Source organism: Pseudomonas sp. T8 (assembly GCF_024610635.1).
Classification (GTDB): Bacteria; Pseudomonadota; Gammaproteobacteria; order Pseudomonadales; family Pseudomonadaceae; genus Aquipseudomonas; species Aquipseudomonas chlororaphis_I.
The window spans coordinates 1,274,927-1,291,897 of the sequence record NZ_CP102374.1; the positions used below are offsets into that span (position 1 = coordinate 1,274,927).

The following is a 16,971-nucleotide window of genomic DNA, read 5'->3' on the forward strand; positions in this document are numbered from 1 at the left end:
TACGTGGTGGATGCGGGTTTTCGACGAATACGAACCTGCCCCTCACGTCACCGACAAGCGCAGGGCCAGCGCCGCCAGGGTCACCAGCAGCACCGGCAGGGTCAGCACGATGCCGACCTTGAAGTAGCGGCCCCAGCCGATATGGATGTCCTTGCGATCCAGCACGTGCAGCCAGAGCAAGGTGGCCAGGCTGCCGATCGGAGTGATCTTCGGCCCCAGGTCGCTGCCGATCACGTTGGCGTAGATCATCGCGTCCTTGATCACGCCGCTGGCCTGGCTGGCGTCGATGGACAGCGCGCCGATCAGCACCGTCGGCAGGTTGTTCATGATCGATGACAGGACCGCGGTCAGCAGCCCGGTGCCCATGGCCGCGCCCCAGATGCCGTAGTCGGCGAAGCGGTCGAGCCAGCCGGCCAAGTGGGTGGTCAGCCCGGCATTACGCAGGCCGTACACAACCAGGTACATGCCGAGGGAGAAAATCACGATCTGCCACGGCGCTTCCTTGAGCACCTTGCGCGTCGAAATCTTGTGGCCCTTGGCCGCGATGCCCAGCAGCAAGGCCGCGCACACCGCCGAAATCGCGCTGATGGGAATGCCCAGCGGCTCCAGGGCAAAACAGCCCAGCAGCAGGATGACCAGCACCCACCAGCCGGCGACAAAGGTGGCCTTGTCGTGGATCGCGCTGGCGGGCGGCTCCAGTTCCTCGGGGTTGTAGGCCTGCGGAATGTCGCGGCGGAAGAACCACAGCAGCACCGCCAGGGTCGCGGCCACGCTGACCAGGTTCACCGGCAGCATCACTGCGGCGTACTGGTTGAAGCCGATATTGAAGAAGTCCGCGGAAACGATGTTCACCAGGTTCGACACCACCAGCGGCAGGCTCGCGGTATCGGCGATGAACCCGGCGCCCATGACGAACGCCAGGGTCGCCGCCCGGGAGAAGCGCAACGCCAGCAGCATGGAGATTACGATCGGCGTGAGAATCAGCGCCGCCCCGTCGTTGGCGAACAGCGCCGACACCAGCGCCCCCAGTAGCACCATGAAGGCAAACAGCTTGCGCCCGCTGCCCTGCCCCCAGCGCGCCACATGCAAGGCCGCCCAGGCGAAAAACCCGGCCTCGTCGAGCAGCAGGCTGATGATGATCAAGGCCACGAAGGTGCCGGTGGCGTTCCAGATGATCTGCCAGACCACCGGAATGTCCGTCAGTTGTACCACCCCGAACAGCAACGCCAGCACCGCGCCGAACACCGCGCTCCAGCCCACGCCGAGGCCCTTGGGCTGCCAGATCACCAGGGTAATGGTCAGCAGGAAAATCAATGAAGCAGTCAGCATGCCGGGCAGCCTTGAACAGGAAAAGTGAGGTGGATGGGAATTCAGCAGCAGCGCACGGGGCGATCGGGACGATCGGCCATGGTCTGCAGGCGTTGCAGGTCAGCCTGCAGCCAGGGGCTGTTGGCCTCCAGCGTGTCCTGCAGCAATGTGGTCACCCAGGGTGACAATTGCGGGTGCAGCCGGTAGTAGATCCATTGCCCCTGGCGGCGGTCGGCCAGCAGGCCGCAACTGCGCAACAGCGCCAGGTGCCGGGAGATCTTCGGCTGGCTCTGGCCCAGGGCGGCGGTCAACTCACAGACACACAACTCGCCTTCGCGGGTCACGAGCAAGGCGATGCGACTGCGGGTTTCGTCGGCAAGCGCCTTGAACAGTTCGGCGGGGTTGAGAGCGTCGGACACCAGGGCCACTCCAGGCAGTTGGAGCGGCGAATATATGAATATTCAGATATGCGGTAAAGCGCTTTTCTCACGACGAGAGGAATATCCCATCACCCGCGGAAGCCGGCTGGCCGACTCCCGCGGTGCCAGGATCAGAGCTTTTTGTGCTGCTCGACCCACTGCGCGTAGGCGTTGATGAACTTCTCCAGGAACGGCTTGAGCGACTCGGACAGCTTGCCCGCCTCGTCGAAGGCCGAACCGGCGCCGCTCAGGTAGGCTTCCGGCTGCTGCATGCACGGTACATTGAGGAACACCAGGGACTGGCGCAGGTGATGGTTGGCGCCAAAACCGCCGATAGCGCCCGGGGATGCGCTGATCACCGCCCCCGGCTTGCCGTTCCAGGCGCTCTTGCCGTAGGGGCGCGACCCCACGTCGATGGCGTTTTTCATGGGTGCGGGAACCGAGCGGTTGTATTCCGGAGTGACGAACAGCACGGCATCGGCGGCGCTGACCTGCTCGCGGAACACCTTGTAGGCGGCCGGCGGATCCACATCGATGTCTTCGTTGTAGAGCGGCAGGTCGCCGATCTCGACAATCTGCAACCGCAGGTTGGCCGGCGCCAGTTCGGCCAGGGCCAGCGCCACTTTCCGGTTGATCGAGGCCTTTCTCAGGCTGCCAACCAGCACTGCAATCGTGTAGACGTTGCTCATAGTGAATCCCCGACTTCTGGTTAAGGAGGCTGGTAGTTATAGATGATCCACCCCGACCACAGCCACCCCGCCACAGGAAATTCCGTGGGCTTTTCCAGGCCCTCGCTCCGCTGCACGCCAGTTGCAATCAGGACCGCGGACTATTTTTTTTCCGCCGCTAAACTTACTTCGCCCAGGCAGGGTCTACAGGACCGCAAATTGAGTGTTTTATCTCCAGAGGCTCTAAAGATGGCAGCAGTACTCGTCGGACAATTTCATGCCAGGGACGCGGAAGGCCGGGTCTATTCGGTGCATGAGTTCCAGGAATCCACCCCGTCGCCAGACGGCATCGCCGGCTCGGAGCCCGTTACCACCTATCGCCTGGCCATTGGCGACCGCGTCAACAAAATGGACGACAACCAGTTTCTCCTCGTGCAATCGGGCGTCACCCTCATTCGCGAACCCGAGACCATCCTTCCTTCATAACGTGCCGTTATGAGCAGAAGTCATATGCGCGGACATGAGTTAGGATTCAGTGTGAATCCCTCACCGGCTGGACATGGACTTCAAGCATGCGTTTACGTCATATCGAAGTGATTCAGGCGCTCCTGCAAACCGGACACCTGGGCACGGCCGCCGAGCTGCTGCGACTGCCGGTGGCCGAGGTGGAAACGATCCTGCGCGACGCCGAAAGCCAATCGGGTTTCATGCTCTTCGCCAGTGTCCGCGGACGCCTGCAAGCCACCCGGGAGGCCCGCGAGCTACAGCCGGCGATCGCCACCCTGTATGACGCCTTCGAACCCGTGCAACGCCTGGCCGACAGCCTGAAGCAATACCAGGCGCCGCCCTTGCGCATCATCGGCACCCCGCCCCTGGCCCAGCAACTGTTGCCACAGAGCATCGCCGCCCTGCGCCGGCGTTTTCCCGATACCCCGTGCAACCTCGCCAGCCAGGGCACCCGCGACATGGTCAAGAGCCTGTTGCTGCGCGAAGGCGACCTGGGCCTGAGCCTGCACAACCCCGATCACCCCGATATCCAGTGCGTCGCCCTGGCCCAGGGCAAGCTGCAACTGCTGGCCCCGCACGGCTGGCTGCAACCGAAGCAGAAGTACATTTCCCTGCAGGACCTGGCGGGCCAGGCCATGGTTGGCCTGGAAGGCCAGGACCCGCTGAGCGTGGCCCTGGACAGCAAGCTGCAGAACCTGCGCCCGAGCCCGACTATCCACACCCGGGTACAGACCCACCAGATGATGCGCAGCATGGTCGAGGCCGGCGAAGGCCTGGCGATTGTCGACCCCTTCACCGCACTGGGCGCGCGCGAGGGCGGCCTGGACGTCTGCCCGCTGTCGCCACCGATCCCGGTCACCCTCTATGCCCTGACCCGCAGCGGCACCCCCTCCTCGCCCACCCTGGAGGCGCTGCTGGAAACCCTGACGGAAAAGGCTGAAGGCATGCTGGCCGGCTAGACCCCGGCTTCCCGCGCCAGCTCGTCGTTGAACAACCGATACCAGAAAATCGCCACCTCGGCGGTGGTCGGATCAATCCCGCGGTAACGCAGGTGATCGATGCCGCCGACCACATAACCGCAGCGCTCGTACAGGCGGCAGGCCCCAAGGTTGTTGTTCTGGGTCTCGAGCATGATGCCCGGCAGTTTTTTCTTGCGGCTCCAGAACTGCGCCACATCCAGCAGGGCCTTGGCCACCCCGTGACGCCGCGCCGGCGCATGCACCGCCAGCTCGTCGATATGGGCGTAACCGTTCCAGTTGGTGCTGACCACCACATGGCCGACCGGCTCGTCATCCAGGTAGGCCATGAACACCGCACTGTCGGCGGCATCGCGATAGCTGCTGAACTCTTCGGGGTCGATGCCGTAGCACTTGCGGTACGGAGTGATGTGGTGCAACGGCCACTTGGCCACCACCTGCTCACTCTGTGCCTGGGCATAGGCGCTGACTTCGAAGCTGAAGTCGCTGCCCCAGACATACGCGGCGAAACCGTCGTCGGCGACGCGTACCGACAGGCCGGGGTACTTGGGGTTGATCATTGGCTGCATAGCGGGAAACGTCCTCAAACCTTGATGCAATCGACGGTGTACTGCCGCCCATTGCCTTCGTCTTCATGCTGCAATCCATGCACATCCGCGACAAAGCCGGGAAAGCTGCTATCGAACGTACGGGCGAAAGCCAGGTAATCGATGATCGAGCGGGTCGACTCGGTGAAGCGCTCGCCCGGCATGATCAGCGGAATACCCGGCGGGTATGGCACCAGCATCACCGCCGCCACCCGCCCGGCGAGGGCATCGATGGACACCGCCTCGACCTCGCCCCGCACCAACTGATCGTAGGCGTCGGCGGGCTTCATCGCCACCTCGGGCAGCACGGTGTACATGCGCTTGAGGTGCTTGGCCGTGGCATTGCTGCGGTAGCAGGCATGCAACTGATCGCAGAGGTCGCGCAGGCCCATGCCCTGGTAGCGCGCCATGTCCTGCTGGGCGATGCTCGGCAGGCAGGCGGCGAGGCTGACATTGGCGTCGTAGTTGCGCTTGAACTCCAGCAGCTCGGTCAGCAGCGTGCTCCACTTGCCTTTGGTGATGCCCATGGAAAACAGCACCAGGAACGAATACAGGCCGGTCTTTTCCACCACCAGGCCGCGCTCCCAGAGGAACTTGCTGACCACCGCCGCCGGTATCCCGCGCTCGCTCAGGGCACCGCCAGCGGTGAGCCCGGGCATCACCAGGGTGACCTTGATCGGGTCCAGCAGCACATAGTCGTCGGTCACCCCGGCGAACCCGTGCCACTCGCCTTCAGGCTCCAGCAGCCAGTCCGCGGTGCTGACCTGGTCGATGCCTTCCACCCGCTCCGGCTGCCAGATGGAAAACCACCAGTCGTCCACGGCGATGTGCTGGCGCAGGTTGGCCAGGGCCCGGCGGAAGCTCAGGGCCTCGTCGAACATTTCCTGCAGCAGCGAACGCCCCGCCGGCCCTTCCATCATCGCCGAGGCCACGTCCAGCGAGGCGATGATGCTGTACTGCGGCGAGGTGGAGATGTGCATCATGAAGGCTTCGTTGAAGCGGTCGCGGTCCAACTGCCGGGCGCCGCCATCCTGCACATGGATCATCGAGGCCTGGCTGAAGGCCGCCAGCAGCTTGTGGGTGGAATGGGTAGTGAACACCAGCGGGCTGTCGGCGCTGCGCGAGGTGCCCATGCCGTAACGCCCCTCGAAGAACTCATGGAAGGCCGCGTAGGCGTACCAGGCTTCGTCGAAATGCAGCACCTCGACGCTGTTGCCCAGGCTCTGCTTGATCAGCTCGGCGTTGTAGCAGAGGCCGTCGTAGGTCGAGTTGGTGACCACCGCCAGCTTGACCTTGGCCGGCCGGCCCTGGGTCAGCGGGTTGGCGTCGATCTTGGCCTGGATCGACTCGCGGCTGAATTCGCTCAGGGGGATGGGGCCGATGATCCCCAGCTCGTTGCGCTCCGGACAGAGGAACAGCGGGATCGCGCCGGTCATGATGATCGCGTGCAACACCGACTTGTGGCAGTTGCGATCCACCAGCACCAGGTCATCGCGACCGACCATGGAGTGCCAGACGATCTTGTTGGCGGTCGAGGTGCCGTTGATCACGAAAAAGGTATGGTCAGCGCCGAAATTGCGCGCCGCCCGCGCCTCGGCTTCCGCCAGGGGCCCGGTGTGATCGAGCAGCGAGCCCAGCTCCGGGACCGACACCGACAGGTCCGAACGCAAGGTGTTCTCGCCGAAGAACTGATGGAACGCCTGGCCCACCGGGCTCTTGCGATAGGCCACGCCACCGCCGTGCCCCGGGGTGTGCCAGGAATAGTTGGAGTCGGCCGTATGTTGCACCAGCGCCTTGAAGAACGGCGGCAACAGGCCATCGAGGTAATTGCGCGCCGCCCGCGCCACCTGCCGCGCCAGAAACGGCACGGTGTCTTCGAACAGGTAAAGAATGCCGCGCAGCTGATTGAGCTCGCTCATGGCGTCGGCCGGGGCGTTTTCCAGGGTTACCTGCTCGCCCAGGGCGAAGATCGGCAGGTTCGGCGCGCGCACCCGGGCCAGGCGGATCAGTTCCACCATGTTCTGCAGCAGGTGGGTGTTTTCCCCGGCGCCTTCGGCGGCGATCAGCATGCAGGCCAGGCCGTGATGGGTCGAAGCCACCAGGCGCCCCTCGGCATAGTCCACCGCGGAAAAGATACTGAAGCCTTCCTGCTCCAGCTCCCTGGCGATCCCCCGCACCCGGTCGCCGGCGACGGTGTCGGCCTTGATGTCGCGATGCACGATAAGGATGGGGAATTTCAGGTCTTTGTACATGGCACCAGGCATCCTGAGGCGGCGGACAAGGGTCCGCCAATCACCTCAGGGTAGAAGCTCGGGGGCCGGCGCGTAACCCCGTCAACGACCTCCTGTAACAAAAGGTCGCCCACGAACAACTACTGTTGCTGGGCCTTGGCTTCGGCCAGCTGGGTCCAGAGCGCCGGGGCCCCGGCAGATTTGGCGATGATTTCGAGACGCACCTGGTGCTCGGCCAGTTCGGCTTCGCTGGCGCGAATGATCCGCCCACGCTGGCGATCCGCCGACAGACGCCGGATTTCGCTGGCGCGGTTGCCCGAACCTTCGCTGCCGTTACCGTCCGAGGCGTTGCCGGCCAGGGACAGGCTGGTCTGGCCGCCGGTCATGGTCAGGTAGACGTCGGCGAGAATCTCCGAGTCGAGCAAGGCGCCGTGCAGTTCACGGCCGGAGTTGTCGACGTCATAGCGCTTGCACAAGGCATCGAGGCTGTTGCGCTGGCCGGGGTGACGTTCCCGGGCCATCAACAGGGTGTCGAGGATGGTGCAGTGCTGGGTGATGTCGGCGCGGTCGTGCTGGCCCATCAGGGCGAATTCGTTGTTGATGAAGCCAACGTCGAACGCCGCGTTGTGGATGATCAGCTGCGCGCCCTGGATGAACTCGAAGAACTCGTCGGCGACTTCGGCGAAGCGCGGCTTGCCCACCAGGAACTCGTTGGTGATGCCGTGGACGCCGATCGCGCCCTCGTCGCTCTCGCGATCCGGTTGCAGGTAGACGTGGAAATGCCGACCGGTCAGGCGCCGTCCGATCAACTCGACGCAACCGATTTCAATGATCCGGTGGCCGTCGGTCACCGGCATGCCGGTGGTTTCGGTATCGAGTACAACAGATCTGTTGGCCATCAGGGGTCAGTTCTCAACGGTGGAAGTCTTTCAAGGCGCGGGATTTTAGCACGCTCTCGCGGCATGGCACGCATGGCGGATTCGCCTGGCCCCGGCGTGCGCAGTTTTTAACAATCATTCGCAAAGCTCATGCAGTTTGCCGCACAGGGGCTTGTTAGGGTGCGCGACGATATTTTTAGCGGACTCCACCCTGCCATGACTACCTGTAAAACCCGCCTGGCCTTTTTGTTTTGCACCTGCCTGTTCGCCGACATCGGCCAGGCCACCAGCCTGGTGATCAGTACCGACATCACCATGAGCCTGGCCTTGAGCACGACCGAAGGCAGTTCGAAAGCCACCAGTTCCTTCAAGGACGACAAACTGGTGCTCGCCGCCAGGACCGATGCCGCGGCCTTTGTCGCCAGCGCCGGCGAGATCCGCGGCGCCCAGCTGGAAGCAGCGATGCGGCACATTCGCCAGACGCTCGGCAACCCACAGTACTCCGACCTGCAACTGGCCAGCGCCATCCTCACTCTTTGATCGCCCCGGAACAGGGCCACTCATTCACCCCGAGCACCACGCGTTTGTTTAAATGAGCGCGGCCATTGCGCTACTGTACGGCCCACTCAGGCGGGCAGGGCTGGCACCCGGCCTTGCACTCATTTCCAGGAAACCGCCCTCCCATGCTCAAGACTCGACAGATGCTCCCACTGCTGTTGGCCGCGGCCTTCATCAGTGGCTGCTCTTCCCTGCCAGCAACGGAGCCCGACGCCGGGCAAGCCCCCTTGATCGTCGCCCATCGCGGCGGCGCCGCAGACTTTCCCGAGAACACCCTGCTGGCCATCGACAACGCCCTGCGCAACCGTGCAGACATGCTCTGGCTGACGGTGCAACTGAGCCGCGACGGCGTGCCGGTGCTGTACCGACCGGCGGACCTGAGCGCCAATACCCCGGCCTCCGGCGCGGTCAGCGAGAAAACCCTGGCACAGTTGCAAACACTGAATGCCGGCTGGAACTTCAAGCAGACCGCGGCCGATGGCCAGGTGACATTTCCCTTTCGCTCCCAGGCGGTGAGCATCCCCTCGCTACAGCAGGCGCTGGCGGCGATCCCCGACGCCGTGCCGGTCATTCTCGACATGAAGGCCCTGCCCGCCGCGCCCCAGGCCCAGGCGGTCGCGCAGTTGCTGGAACAGCTGCACGCCTGGAACCGGGTGCTGATCTACTCCACCGATGCCAGCTACCAGCAGGCGTTCGCACACTATCCGCAGGCGCGGCTGTTCGAGTCCCGGGACAACACCCGGGATCGCCTGGCCAGCGTCGCCCTGGCCCACAGCTGTACCACGCCGCCGGCACCGGCCAGCTGGGTGGCTTTCGAGTACCGGCGCCCGGTGCAGCTGGTCGAGACTTTCACCCTGGGTGAGGCCCGTTCGAAGGTGGATGCCCGGCTGTGGACGCCCGCGGCGGTGGATTGCTTCCAGTCCCGGGGCAAGGTGCGGATGCTGGCGATCGGGGTCAATACGGCCGAGGATTACCAGGCGGCCGCCTGCCTGAAGATGGACGCGGTGCTGGTGGATTCGCCCCGCGCGATGCGGGACATGAAGCAGCGGCTCGAACGGCCGCTGCGCTGCGACTGACTACCCGTTCAGGGCATCAGGCCTGTTTGTAACCGCGCACCTCGTCGACGCCGCGGTTGGCCAGTTGGTCGGCCCGTTCGTTGCCGTGGTGGCCGGTATGGCCGCGCACCCATTTCCAGGTGACCTGGTGGCGGTTGACCTGCTCATCGAGCTGCTGCCACAGGTCGGCATTTTTCACTGGCTCCTTGGCCGCGGTTTTCCAGCCGCGCTTTTTCCAGTTGGCCATCCACTCGTTGATGCCCTTCATCACGTACTGCGAGTCGGTGACCAGGATCACCTGGCACTCGCGCTTGAGCTCTTCCAGGCCGCGGATCGCCGCCATCAGCTCCATGCGGTTGTTGGTGGTGTTGGCTTCGCCGCCCCAGAGTTCCTTCTCCACGCCCTTGAACACCAGCAGTGCGCCCCAGCCCCCCGGGCCAGGATTGCCCTTGCAGGCGCCGTCGGTGAAGATTTCTACGCTATCGCTCATGCCAGACTTCCAATCGAAAATACCTGTGGCTTGCCGATCGTCGATCGACAACGCCCAAGCCGGGCAGGTTCGGCCCGGCTGAATTAAAGAGGGGGTTCGCTGTGCCGGCGGTTGACCTTGGCCATCGGCAGCGGCACCAGCTTGCCCATCGGCTCGCGGCGTACCTGGCGCACCGGGCGCAGGCCGACCACTATCTTGCGTGCCACCAGCAGGTAGAAGCCGCCGCCGGACAGTTGCCAGTCACCGGCCTTGCGCTCCCAGCCGGCCAACCGAGCCTGCCAGGCCGCCGAGGCAAGCGGCGGACGATAGCACCCGAAGCGGCGTTTCTCCAGCGCGAAGCCCAGCAGGTTCAACCAGTCGGCGACCCGCGACGGGGAAATGCAGCGCGCCTTGCGCAAGGCGTCATGGGCGAACACATGGCGCAGGCCCCAACTGCTCCAGGGATTGATACCGACGATCAACAGGTGCCCACCCGGTCGCACGGCGCTGGCGGCTTCGCGCAGCAGGCCGTGGGGCGACAGGCAGAAATCCAGGCCGTGCTGCAGCACCACCACATCGGCGGCGTGCTCACTGAGCGGCCAGGCCTGCTCCTCGCAGACGATCTCGACGCCGGGCAGCGGCGCGCCCAGGCGTACATTGCGCTGCACCTGGGGCGCCGTCGGCGGGGTTTGCGCCGACGGGCCGTAATGCACCAGGTAGCCGCCGAAGAAGCGCCCCAGCTCGTCGTCGAGCATGCGCCGTTCTTCATCCAGCAGAAATTGCCCCAGTGGCCCGGACAGCCACTCACGGGCGGCACTGATCAGGGCCAGCCAGTCAGGATCGGCCTGAGCGAACGCTTTATCGGTCATTGCATTCTCCAACCCGCCAAGAAGTTCTAAGATGCGCCAATGTTTTCCGCTTGGCGACTCCAACGATGATACAGATCAGTGCCCTGCCCGCGTTCACCGATAACTACATCTGGTTGTTACAGGACCATCGCCATCAGCGTTGCGCGGTAGTCGACCCGGGTGACGCCGCACCGGTACAGGCCTGGCTCGCCGAACATCCGGGCTGGGTGCTGAGCGATATCCTGGTGACCCATCACCACCACGACCATGTCGGCGGTGTCGAACAACTGAAAAAAGCCAGCGGCGCCAAGGTCTGGGGCCCGGCCAACGAAAACATCCCGGGGCGCGACGTGGCCCTGCACGACAACGACCGCGCCAGCATCCTTGGCTGGGACTTCGACATCTACGCGGTGCCCGGGCATACCCTGGGGCATATTGCCTACTACCATCACGGCCTGCTGTTTTGCGGCGACACCCTGTTCGCCGCCGGGTGCGGGCGTCTGTTCGAGGGCACGCCGGAGCAGATGCACCATTCCCTGAGCCGCCTGGCCGCGCTGCCCGAAGACACCCTGGTGTACTGCACCCACGAATACACCCTGAGCAACCTGCGTTTTGCCCAGGCGGTGGAACCGGACAACCCGGACATCGCCGCGCGCCTGCGCAAAGTCAGCGAGCTGCGGGAAAACGGCCGCATGACCCTGCCTTCCACCCTGGCCCTGGAAAAGCTCACCAATCCCTTCCTGCGTACCGGTGAAACATCCGTTAAACAAAAAGCGGACGAACGGAATGGCCTCGATAACCGGGCTCAGAGTGCGGTTTTTGCTGCCTTGCGGGCTTGGAAAGATAAGTTCTAAGCAGGCTGCGAGTTGGTACGAAAATTCTGAATGGTTGACCGCACCGGGTGCGCTTTCTAGAATCGCCCGACATTTTTGCCCGGAACTTACTTCCAGCCAATGTCGTCATCTATTCGTAAATCCATCAATTCAGACGCATTGACGCGGTTGGCTCAAGCCATCGCGGTGGCTGTGTCCGCCACCCTGGCGGGCTGCCAAAGCACGAGCCACGTCCCGCAAACCGACGCTTCGCACACCCAGAATTTCAACGCCCGCATCAAGCAGAAACCCATCTGGCTGAATGAAAAACCCAGCCCGCAATTGCCCCAGGACGTCTGGGAGCGCATGCGCGAAGGTTTCCAGTTGCAGGAAGGCATCGGCGTCAACCCGCGCATCGAACAGCAGCGCCTGTGGTTCGCCAGCAATCCATCGTTTCTCGAGAATGCCAGCGAACGCGGCAGCCTCTATATCCATTACATCGTCGAGCGCCTTGAAGAACGCAACATGCCGCTGGAGCTGGCCCTGCTGCCAGTGATCGAGAGCGCCTACAACCCGATGGCCTATTCCCGGGCCGACGCGGTGGGCCTGTGGCAGTTCATTCCGTCCACCGGTCGTTCCTTCAACCTGCGCCAGACCCGCTTCTATGATGGCCGTCGAGATATCACCGCCTCGACCACCGCGGCCATGGATTACCTGACCCGCCTGCACGACATGTTCAACGGCGACTGGCTGCTGGCCCTGGCGGCCTACAACGCCGGCGAAGGCACGGTCAGCCGGGCCATCGAGCGCAACGAGAAACTCGGCCTGCCCACCGACTACTGGAACCTGCCGCTGCCGTCGGAAACCCAGGCCTACGTGCCCAAGCTGCTGGCCCTGTCCCAGGTGGTGCTGGCGCCCGAAGCCTATGGCGTCAACCTGAACCCGATCGCCAACGAACCCTACTTCCAGGTCGTCGAAATCAACCAGCGCATGGACCTGTCCAAGGTCGCCGCGGTGGCCAACATCGACGAGGACGAGCTGTTCCAGCTCAACCCGGCCTTCAAGCAGCGCACCACCATCGACGGTCCCCAGCATCTGCTGGTGCCGACGTCCAAGGCGCAACTGCTGAGCGCCAGCCTGTCGACCATGAAACCCGAAGAGCTGATCAGCCAGCGTTCGTTCAAGCCGGTGTTCGAGGGTGCCGACAGTCGCGAAATGGCCCAGGCCAAGCGCAACTACCGGGTCAAGCGTGGCGACAACCTGTCGCAGATCGCCAAGGCCAACAAGGTCGACGTCAAGGACCTGCAACGCTGGAACAAGCTGAGCGGCAAGCAGCTCAAGGTCGGCCAGACCCTGGTCATGCAGGACACCAGCAAAGCCAAGGGCAGCAGCAAGACCAGCGCCAAGGCTTCCGGCAAGAAGACCCTGGTCGCCAGCGCCGACAAGAAGTCGACCCAGTACAAGGTCAAGCAAGGCGATTCGCTGTACATGGTGGCCAAGCGCTTCAACGTCGAGATGCAACACCTCAAGCGCTGGAATCCCCGCGCCGGCCAGGCCCTCAAGCCAGGCCAGATGCTGACCGTCTACCTGCCTCACTGATCCTGTAGCCGCTGCCGCAGGCTGCGATAGGGCCGCAGGCCCTCCAGCGCCCGGAAGATCCCCGCGACCGTACCGGTCGATCGCAGCCTGCGGAAGCGGCTACAGGGCTGTGTCAAGCCTTTAGAAATGGATACTCCACCGACGCTGTAGCCGCTGCCGCTAGGCTGCGATAGGGCCGCAGGCCCTCCTGCGCTCGGAAGATCCCTGCGACCGTACCGGTCGATCGCAGCCTTCGGCAGCGGCTACAGATTGCGGCGTATCCAGCGGCGGCAAGCAAATGTCGTGACCAGCCCGGGGCGGCCTTTTTCCTGTCGATACAAGCTGTTACTGTACGGAGCACAAAGCCCAAGCCGCCTGGATCGGATCTCTGACTTGATGCGTCCCCTCCTCCTGTCCCTAATCAGTCTGGCCTTGAGCTTTCCCGCAAGCGCAACGATCACTGAAAGTCATGGTTACGCGCAGTTCGGCACGCTCAAGTACCCCGCCAAGTTCACCCATTACGACTGGGTCAACCCCGCCGCGCCCAAAGGCGGGACCTTGCGGGTCATGGCGTTTGGCACCTTCGACACCCTCAACCCCTACACCTTCAAGGGCAGCAGCCCGGTTTCCACGCCCAACTTCCTGCAATACGGGGTCAACGAGCTGAACGAGCCGCTGATGGTCGGCACCGGCCAGTACGCGCCGTCCGGCGACGAGCCGACTTCCAGCTACGGCCTGATCGCCCGCTCCGTCGAATACAGCGAAGACCGCAGCTGGGTGGTGTTCAACCTGCGCCCCGAGGCGCGTTTCCACGACGGCCACCCGATCACCGCCTACGATGTGGCGTTTTCCTACCGGCTGCTGCTCAAGGAAGGCCACCCGCAATACCGCACCAACCTGCAGGAAGTGCAGCGCGTGGACATCCTCGGTCCACAGCGCATCCGCTTCGTGTTCAAGCGCTCCGGCAACCCGCTGCTGATCCTGCGCCTGGGCGAGTTGCCGGTGCTGCCGCAGCACTACTGGAAAGACCGCGACTTCAAGGCCACCACCTTCGAGCCGCCGCTGGGCAGCGGCCCCTACCGCATCACCCGGGTGCAACCGGGGCGCTCGCTGCTGTTCGAGCGGGTCAAGGACTATTGGGGCAAGGACCTGCCGGTCAATCGCGGCTTCAACAATTTCAACAAGGTCGCGGTGGAGTTCTACCGTGACAGCGACGTCGCCTTCGAAGCCTTCAAGGCCGGCGAGTTCGACATCTACATCGAACACCAGGCGAAGAACTGGGCCAATGGCTACAACTTCCCCGCGGTCAATCGCGGCGACATCATCAAGACCCAGGTGGCGCACCAGATCCCGACCCAGACCCAGGGCCTGTTCATGAACAGCCGCCGGGCGATCTTCGCCGACCGTAAGGTGCGCGAAGCCCTGGGCCTGATGTTCGACTTCGAGTGGACCAACCGCACCCTGTTCAGCGGCGCCTACAAGCGCGCGACCAGCTACTACCCCAACAGCGAGTTCTCCGCCACGGGCCTGCCGGTCGGCCATGAATGGCTGCTGCTCTCGCCCTACCGCGAGCAGTTGCCCGCCAGCCTGTTCACCCAGCCCTTCAGCCTGCCGCAGACCGATGGCCGCGGCATCCCGCGGGCGACTCTGCGCCAGGCCCTGGGCCTGCTCGCCGAAGCCGGCTGGAAGCTCAACGGCCAGCGCCTGCTCGACAGCAACGGGCAACCGCTGCGCTTCGAGCTGTTGCTGGTCAACCCGAACCTGGAACGGATCCTCCAGCCCTACGTCGAGAACCTGGCCAGCATCGGCATCGACGCACGCCTGCGCACCGTGGACCGGGCGCAGTACAAACAACGCCTGGACCAGTTCGATTTCGACATGATCCTCATGACCCTGAACCAGACCCTGAGCCCGGGCCTGGAGCAATGGCAGTACTTCCACTCCAGCCAGGTCGGGGTCAAGGGCAGCAAAAACTATGCAGGCATCGACAACCCCATCGTCGATCACCTGCTGGAACAATTGCTCGCCGCGCAGAGCCGCGACGAGCAACTGGCCGCCGGTCGGGCCCTGGATCGGGTGCTGCTGTGGCAGCACTACATCATCCCCAACTGGTACCTCAACTATCATCGCCTGGCGTACCGCAACCGGTTCGCCTTCGTCACCACGCCGCCCTACCAGCTGGGCCTGAGCGCCTGGTGGCTGAAGTCTCTGGAGAAAGCCCAATGATGCCCCTGCGTGCCCTGCTCCCGTGGGCCGGCGGCGTGCTGCTGACGGGAATCGCCTGCCTCGCCCAGGCCGCCCCGCAACACGCCCTGACCCTGTACAACGAACCGCCGAAGTACCCGGCGACCTTCAAGCACTTCGACTACGTCAACCCGGACGCACCCAAGGGCGGTACCTTCCGCGAGTCCGGTTTCGGCGGCTTCGACAGCCTCAACCCGTTCATCAACAAAGGCGTGCCGGCGGACAATATCGGCCTGATCTACGACACCCTGATGCGCCAGAGCCTGGACGAACCCTTCACCGAGTACGGCCTGATCGCCGGGCAGATCGAGAAGGCCCCGGACAACAGCTGGGTGCGTTTCTACCTGCGCCCCGAGGCGCGTTTCCACGACGGCCAGCCGATCCGCGCCGAAGACGTGGTGTTCAGCTTCCAGACCCTGATGAAGGCCGGCGCGCCGATGTACCGCGGCTACTACGCCGACGTCGACGACGTGATCGCCGAAGACCCGCTCAAGGTGCTGTTCAAGTTCAAGCACAAGAACAACCGCGAGCTACCGCTGATCCTCGGGCAGCTGTCGATACTGCCCAAGCACTGGTGGGAGCACCGCGACTTTTCCAAGGGCAACCTGGAAATCCCCCTCGGCAGCGGCCCGTACAGGGTGGCCGAGGTCAAGGCCGGACGCTCGGTGCGCTATGAGCGGGTCAAGGACTACTGGGGCAAGGACCTGCCGATCAACCGCGGCCAGTTCAACTTCGACGTCATGGCCACCGACTATTTCCGCGACAACACCGTGGCCCTGGAAGCCCTCAAGGCCGGGCAGTTCGACTACTGGCTGGAAACCAGCGCGAAGAACTGGGCCAACGCCTACAACATCCCGGCCGTGAGCGAAGGCCGGCTGATCAAGGAACAGATCCCCAACGGCAACCCCACCGGCATGCAGGGCTTCGTCTACAACCTCCGCCGCCCGCTGTTCCAGGATGTGCGGGTGCGCAAGGCCCTGAGCCTGCTGCTGGACTTCGAGTGGACCAACAAACAACTGTTCAACGGTGCCTACACCCGCACCCGCAGCTACTTCGAGAACTCGGAAATGGCCGCCACCGGCCTGCCCGACGCCGACGAACTGCAGATCCTCGAACCGCTGCGCGGGAAGATTCCCGACCAGGTCTTCAGCGAAGCCTTCCAGCCCTCGGTGTGCGATGGCAGCGGCATGATCCGCGCCCAGCAGCGCCAGGCCTACCAGCTGTTGCAGGAAGCCGGCTGGCGCATCGTCGACGACAAGATGGTCGACGCCCAGGGCAAGCCGGTGGTGATCGAGTTCCTGCTGGCCCAGACCGAGTTCGAGCGCATATTGCTGCCGTTCAAGCGCAACCTCGCGGACCTCGGGATCGACCTGGTGATCCGCCGGGTCGACGTTTCCCAGTACATCAACCGCCTGCGCTCGCGGGACTTCGACATGGTGGTCGGCGGCTTCCCGCAATCGAATTCGCCCGGCAACGAGCAGCGCGAATACTGGAAGTCCTCCAGCGCCGACAACCCCGGCAGTCGCAATTTCATCGGCCTCAAGGACCCGACCATCGATGCGCTGGTGGAAGACCTGATCAACGCCGACTCGCGCCAGAGCCTGGTGGCCCATGCCCGCGCCCTCGACCGGGTGCTGCAATGGGGCTACTACGTGATCCCCAACTGGCACATCAAGACCTGGCGCGTGGCCTACTGGGACCATATCGGCCACCCGAAGGTCTCGCCCAAATATGACATCGGCACCCAGACCTGGTGGATCAAGCCCGACGCCAAGCCGGCCGTGACCCCGGACACCCACTCGCAGGCCGCCCCCGCCGGCGTGGAGCAATAA

The 16,971-nt window shown here is 64.0% G+C and carries 16 protein-coding genes; 8 read left to right on the plus strand and 8 right to left on the minus strand.

The features are described from left to right. Positions 1–42: 42 nt before the first annotated feature. From NRG23_RS05410 to NRG23_RS05420, 3 genes are all read right to left on the minus strand, one after another. Positions 43–1,329 (minus strand): arsenic transporter, encoded by a 1,287-nt coding sequence (locus tag NRG23_RS05410; protein WP_016704655.1) that lies wholly within the window; start codon positions 1,327–1,329, stop codon positions 43–45. Between the two features lie 41 nt (positions 1,330–1,370). Further along, a complete protein-coding gene (locus tag NRG23_RS05415; protein WP_041988997.1) occupies positions 1,371–1,727 on the minus strand; it encodes a metalloregulator ArsR/SmtB family transcription factor in 357 nt (118 codons plus the stop codon). Between the two features lie 131 nt (positions 1,728–1,858). Then, entirely contained in the window at positions 1,859–2,416 is a 558-nt protein-coding gene (locus tag NRG23_RS05420) for an NADPH-dependent FMN reductase (RefSeq protein ID WP_009048715.1), read from the minus strand. Between the two features lie 228 nt (positions 2,417–2,644). On the opposite strand from NRG23_RS05420, the gene NRG23_RS05425 reads away from it, so the two are divergent. Further along, positions 2,645–2,881: a hypothetical protein gene (locus NRG23_RS05425; RefSeq protein ID WP_009048714.1), complete on the plus strand. Its 237-nt coding sequence runs from the start codon at positions 2,645–2,647 to the stop codon at positions 2,879–2,881. Positions 2,882–2,967: 86 nt separating this feature from the next. After that, entirely contained in the window at positions 2,968–3,861 is an 894-nt protein-coding gene (locus NRG23_RS05430; protein ID WP_257373915.1) for a LysR substrate-binding domain-containing protein, read from the plus strand. On the opposite strand, the gene NRG23_RS05435 is transcribed toward NRG23_RS05430, so the two are convergent. The 3 genes from NRG23_RS05435 to dnaQ form a co-directional block, all read right to left on the minus strand. Next, entirely contained in the window at positions 3,858–4,448 is a 591-nt protein-coding gene (locus tag NRG23_RS05435; RefSeq protein ID WP_009048712.1) for a GNAT family N-acetyltransferase, read from the minus strand. The two genes, NRG23_RS05430 and NRG23_RS05435, sit on opposite strands and share 4 nt — an antisense overlap. 14 nt (positions 4,449–4,462) lie before the next feature. Next, positions 4,463–6,718 carry an arginine/lysine/ornithine decarboxylase gene (locus NRG23_RS05440; protein ID WP_257373916.1) on the minus strand — a complete coding sequence of 752 codons (2,256 nt, stop codon included), beginning with the start codon at positions 6,716–6,718 and terminating at the stop codon, positions 4,463–4,465. Positions 6,719–6,837: 119 nt separating this feature from the next. Further along, positions 6,838–7,596: a DNA polymerase III subunit epsilon gene (gene dnaQ / locus NRG23_RS05445; protein ID WP_124303869.1), complete on the minus strand. Its 759-nt coding sequence runs from the start codon at positions 7,594–7,596 to the stop codon at positions 6,838–6,840. A 195-nt stretch (positions 7,597–7,791) separates the two neighbouring features. On the opposite strand from dnaQ, the gene NRG23_RS05450 reads away from it, so the two are divergent. Together NRG23_RS05450 and NRG23_RS05455 are read left to right on the plus strand one after the other, a co-directional pair. Beyond that, positions 7,792–8,115 (plus strand): DUF2388 domain-containing protein, encoded by a 324-nt coding sequence (locus NRG23_RS05450; RefSeq protein ID WP_038579500.1) that lies wholly within the window; start codon positions 7,792–7,794, stop codon positions 8,113–8,115. A 143-nt stretch (positions 8,116–8,258) separates the two neighbouring features. Beyond that, the gene (locus NRG23_RS05455) at positions 8,259–9,209 is read left to right on the plus strand and encodes a glycerophosphodiester phosphodiesterase family protein (RefSeq protein WP_038632056.1); all 951 of its coding nucleotides are present in this window, start codon (positions 8,259–8,261) and stop codon (positions 9,207–9,209) included. A gap of 16 nt (positions 9,210–9,225) precedes the next feature. Here NRG23_RS05455 and rnhA read toward each other — a convergent pair whose 3' ends face one another. Further along, positions 9,226–9,678, minus strand: a complete 453-nt coding sequence (rnhA, locus tag NRG23_RS05460; protein WP_009048707.1) for a ribonuclease HI — start codon at positions 9,676–9,678, stop codon at positions 9,226–9,228. Between the two features lie 83 nt (positions 9,679–9,761). Beyond that, positions 9,762–10,526: a class I SAM-dependent methyltransferase gene (locus tag NRG23_RS05465; protein WP_009048706.1), complete on the minus strand. Its 765-nt coding sequence runs from the start codon at positions 10,524–10,526 to the stop codon at positions 9,762–9,764. A gap of 65 nt (positions 10,527–10,591) precedes the next feature. Here NRG23_RS05465 and gloB point away from each other — a divergent pair, with 65 nt between their 5' ends. The 4 genes from gloB to NRG23_RS05485 all read left to right on the plus strand — a co-directional run bounded on the left by gloB (position 10,592) and on the right by NRG23_RS05485 (position 16,971). After that, complete coding sequence (gloB, locus tag NRG23_RS05470; RefSeq protein ID WP_041988991.1) at positions 10,592–11,359, plus strand: hydroxyacylglutathione hydrolase; 768 nt, start codon at positions 10,592–10,594, stop codon at positions 11,357–11,359. A gap of 99 nt (positions 11,360–11,458) precedes the next feature. Continuing rightward, the gene (locus NRG23_RS05475; protein WP_028682275.1) at positions 11,459–12,916 is read left to right on the plus strand and encodes a transglycosylase SLT domain-containing protein; all 1,458 of its coding nucleotides are present in this window, start codon (positions 11,459–11,461) and stop codon (positions 12,914–12,916) included. A 375-nt stretch (positions 12,917–13,291) separates the two neighbouring features. Next, complete coding sequence (locus tag NRG23_RS05480) at positions 13,292–15,121, plus strand: extracellular solute-binding protein (RefSeq protein ID WP_257373921.1); 1,830 nt, start codon at positions 13,292–13,294, stop codon at positions 15,119–15,121. Continuing rightward, complete coding sequence (locus NRG23_RS05485) at positions 15,118–16,971, plus strand: extracellular solute-binding protein (RefSeq protein ID WP_257373922.1); 1,854 nt, start codon at positions 15,118–15,120, stop codon at positions 16,969–16,971. Before NRG23_RS05480 ends, NRG23_RS05485 begins: the two co-directional genes overlap by 4 nt.

Coding starts and splice junctions, on each gene's coding strand:
- NRG23_RS05425 (WP_009048714.1), top strand. CDS start 2,645: ATGGCAGCAGTACTCGTCGGACAATTTCATGCCAGGGACGCGGAAGGC.
- NRG23_RS05410 (WP_016704655.1), bottom strand. CDS start 1,329: ATGCTGACTGCTTCATTGATTTTCCTGCTGACCATTACCCTGGTGATC.
- gloB (WP_041988991.1), top strand. CDS start 10,592: ATGATACAGATCAGTGCCCTGCCCGCGTTCACCGATAACTACATCTGG.
- NRG23_RS05435 (WP_009048712.1), bottom strand. CDS start 4,448: ATGCAGCCAATGATCAACCCCAAGTACCCCGGCCTGTCGGTACGCGTC.
- NRG23_RS05475 (WP_028682275.1), top strand. CDS start 11,459: ATGTCGTCATCTATTCGTAAATCCATCAATTCAGACGCATTGACGCGG.
- NRG23_RS05430 (WP_257373915.1), top strand. CDS start 2,968: ATGCGTTTACGTCATATCGAAGTGATTCAGGCGCTCCTGCAAACCGGA.
- NRG23_RS05480 (WP_257373921.1), top strand. CDS start 13,292: ATGCGTCCCCTCCTCCTGTCCCTAATCAGTCTGGCCTTGAGCTTTCCC.
- NRG23_RS05450 (WP_038579500.1), top strand. CDS start 7,792: ATGACTACCTGTAAAACCCGCCTGGCCTTTTTGTTTTGCACCTGCCTG.
- NRG23_RS05455 (WP_038632056.1), top strand. CDS start 8,259: ATGCTCAAGACTCGACAGATGCTCCCACTGCTGTTGGCCGCGGCCTTC.
- NRG23_RS05485 (WP_257373922.1), top strand. CDS start 15,118: ATGATGCCCCTGCGTGCCCTGCTCCCGTGGGCCGGCGGCGTGCTGCTG.
- NRG23_RS05465 (WP_009048706.1), bottom strand. CDS start 10,526: ATGACCGATAAAGCGTTCGCTCAGGCCGATCCTGACTGGCTGGCCCTG.
- dnaQ (WP_124303869.1), bottom strand. CDS start 7,596: ATGGCCAACAGATCTGTTGTACTCGATACCGAAACCACCGGCATGCCG.
- NRG23_RS05440 (WP_257373916.1), bottom strand. CDS start 6,718: ATGTACAAAGACCTGAAATTCCCCATCCTTATCGTGCATCGCGACATC.
- NRG23_RS05420 (WP_009048715.1), bottom strand. CDS start 2,416: ATGAGCAACGTCTACACGATTGCAGTGCTGGTTGGCAGCCTGAGAAAG.
- rnhA (WP_009048707.1), bottom strand. CDS start 9,678: ATGAGCGATAGCGTAGAAATCTTCACCGACGGCGCCTGCAAGGGCAAT.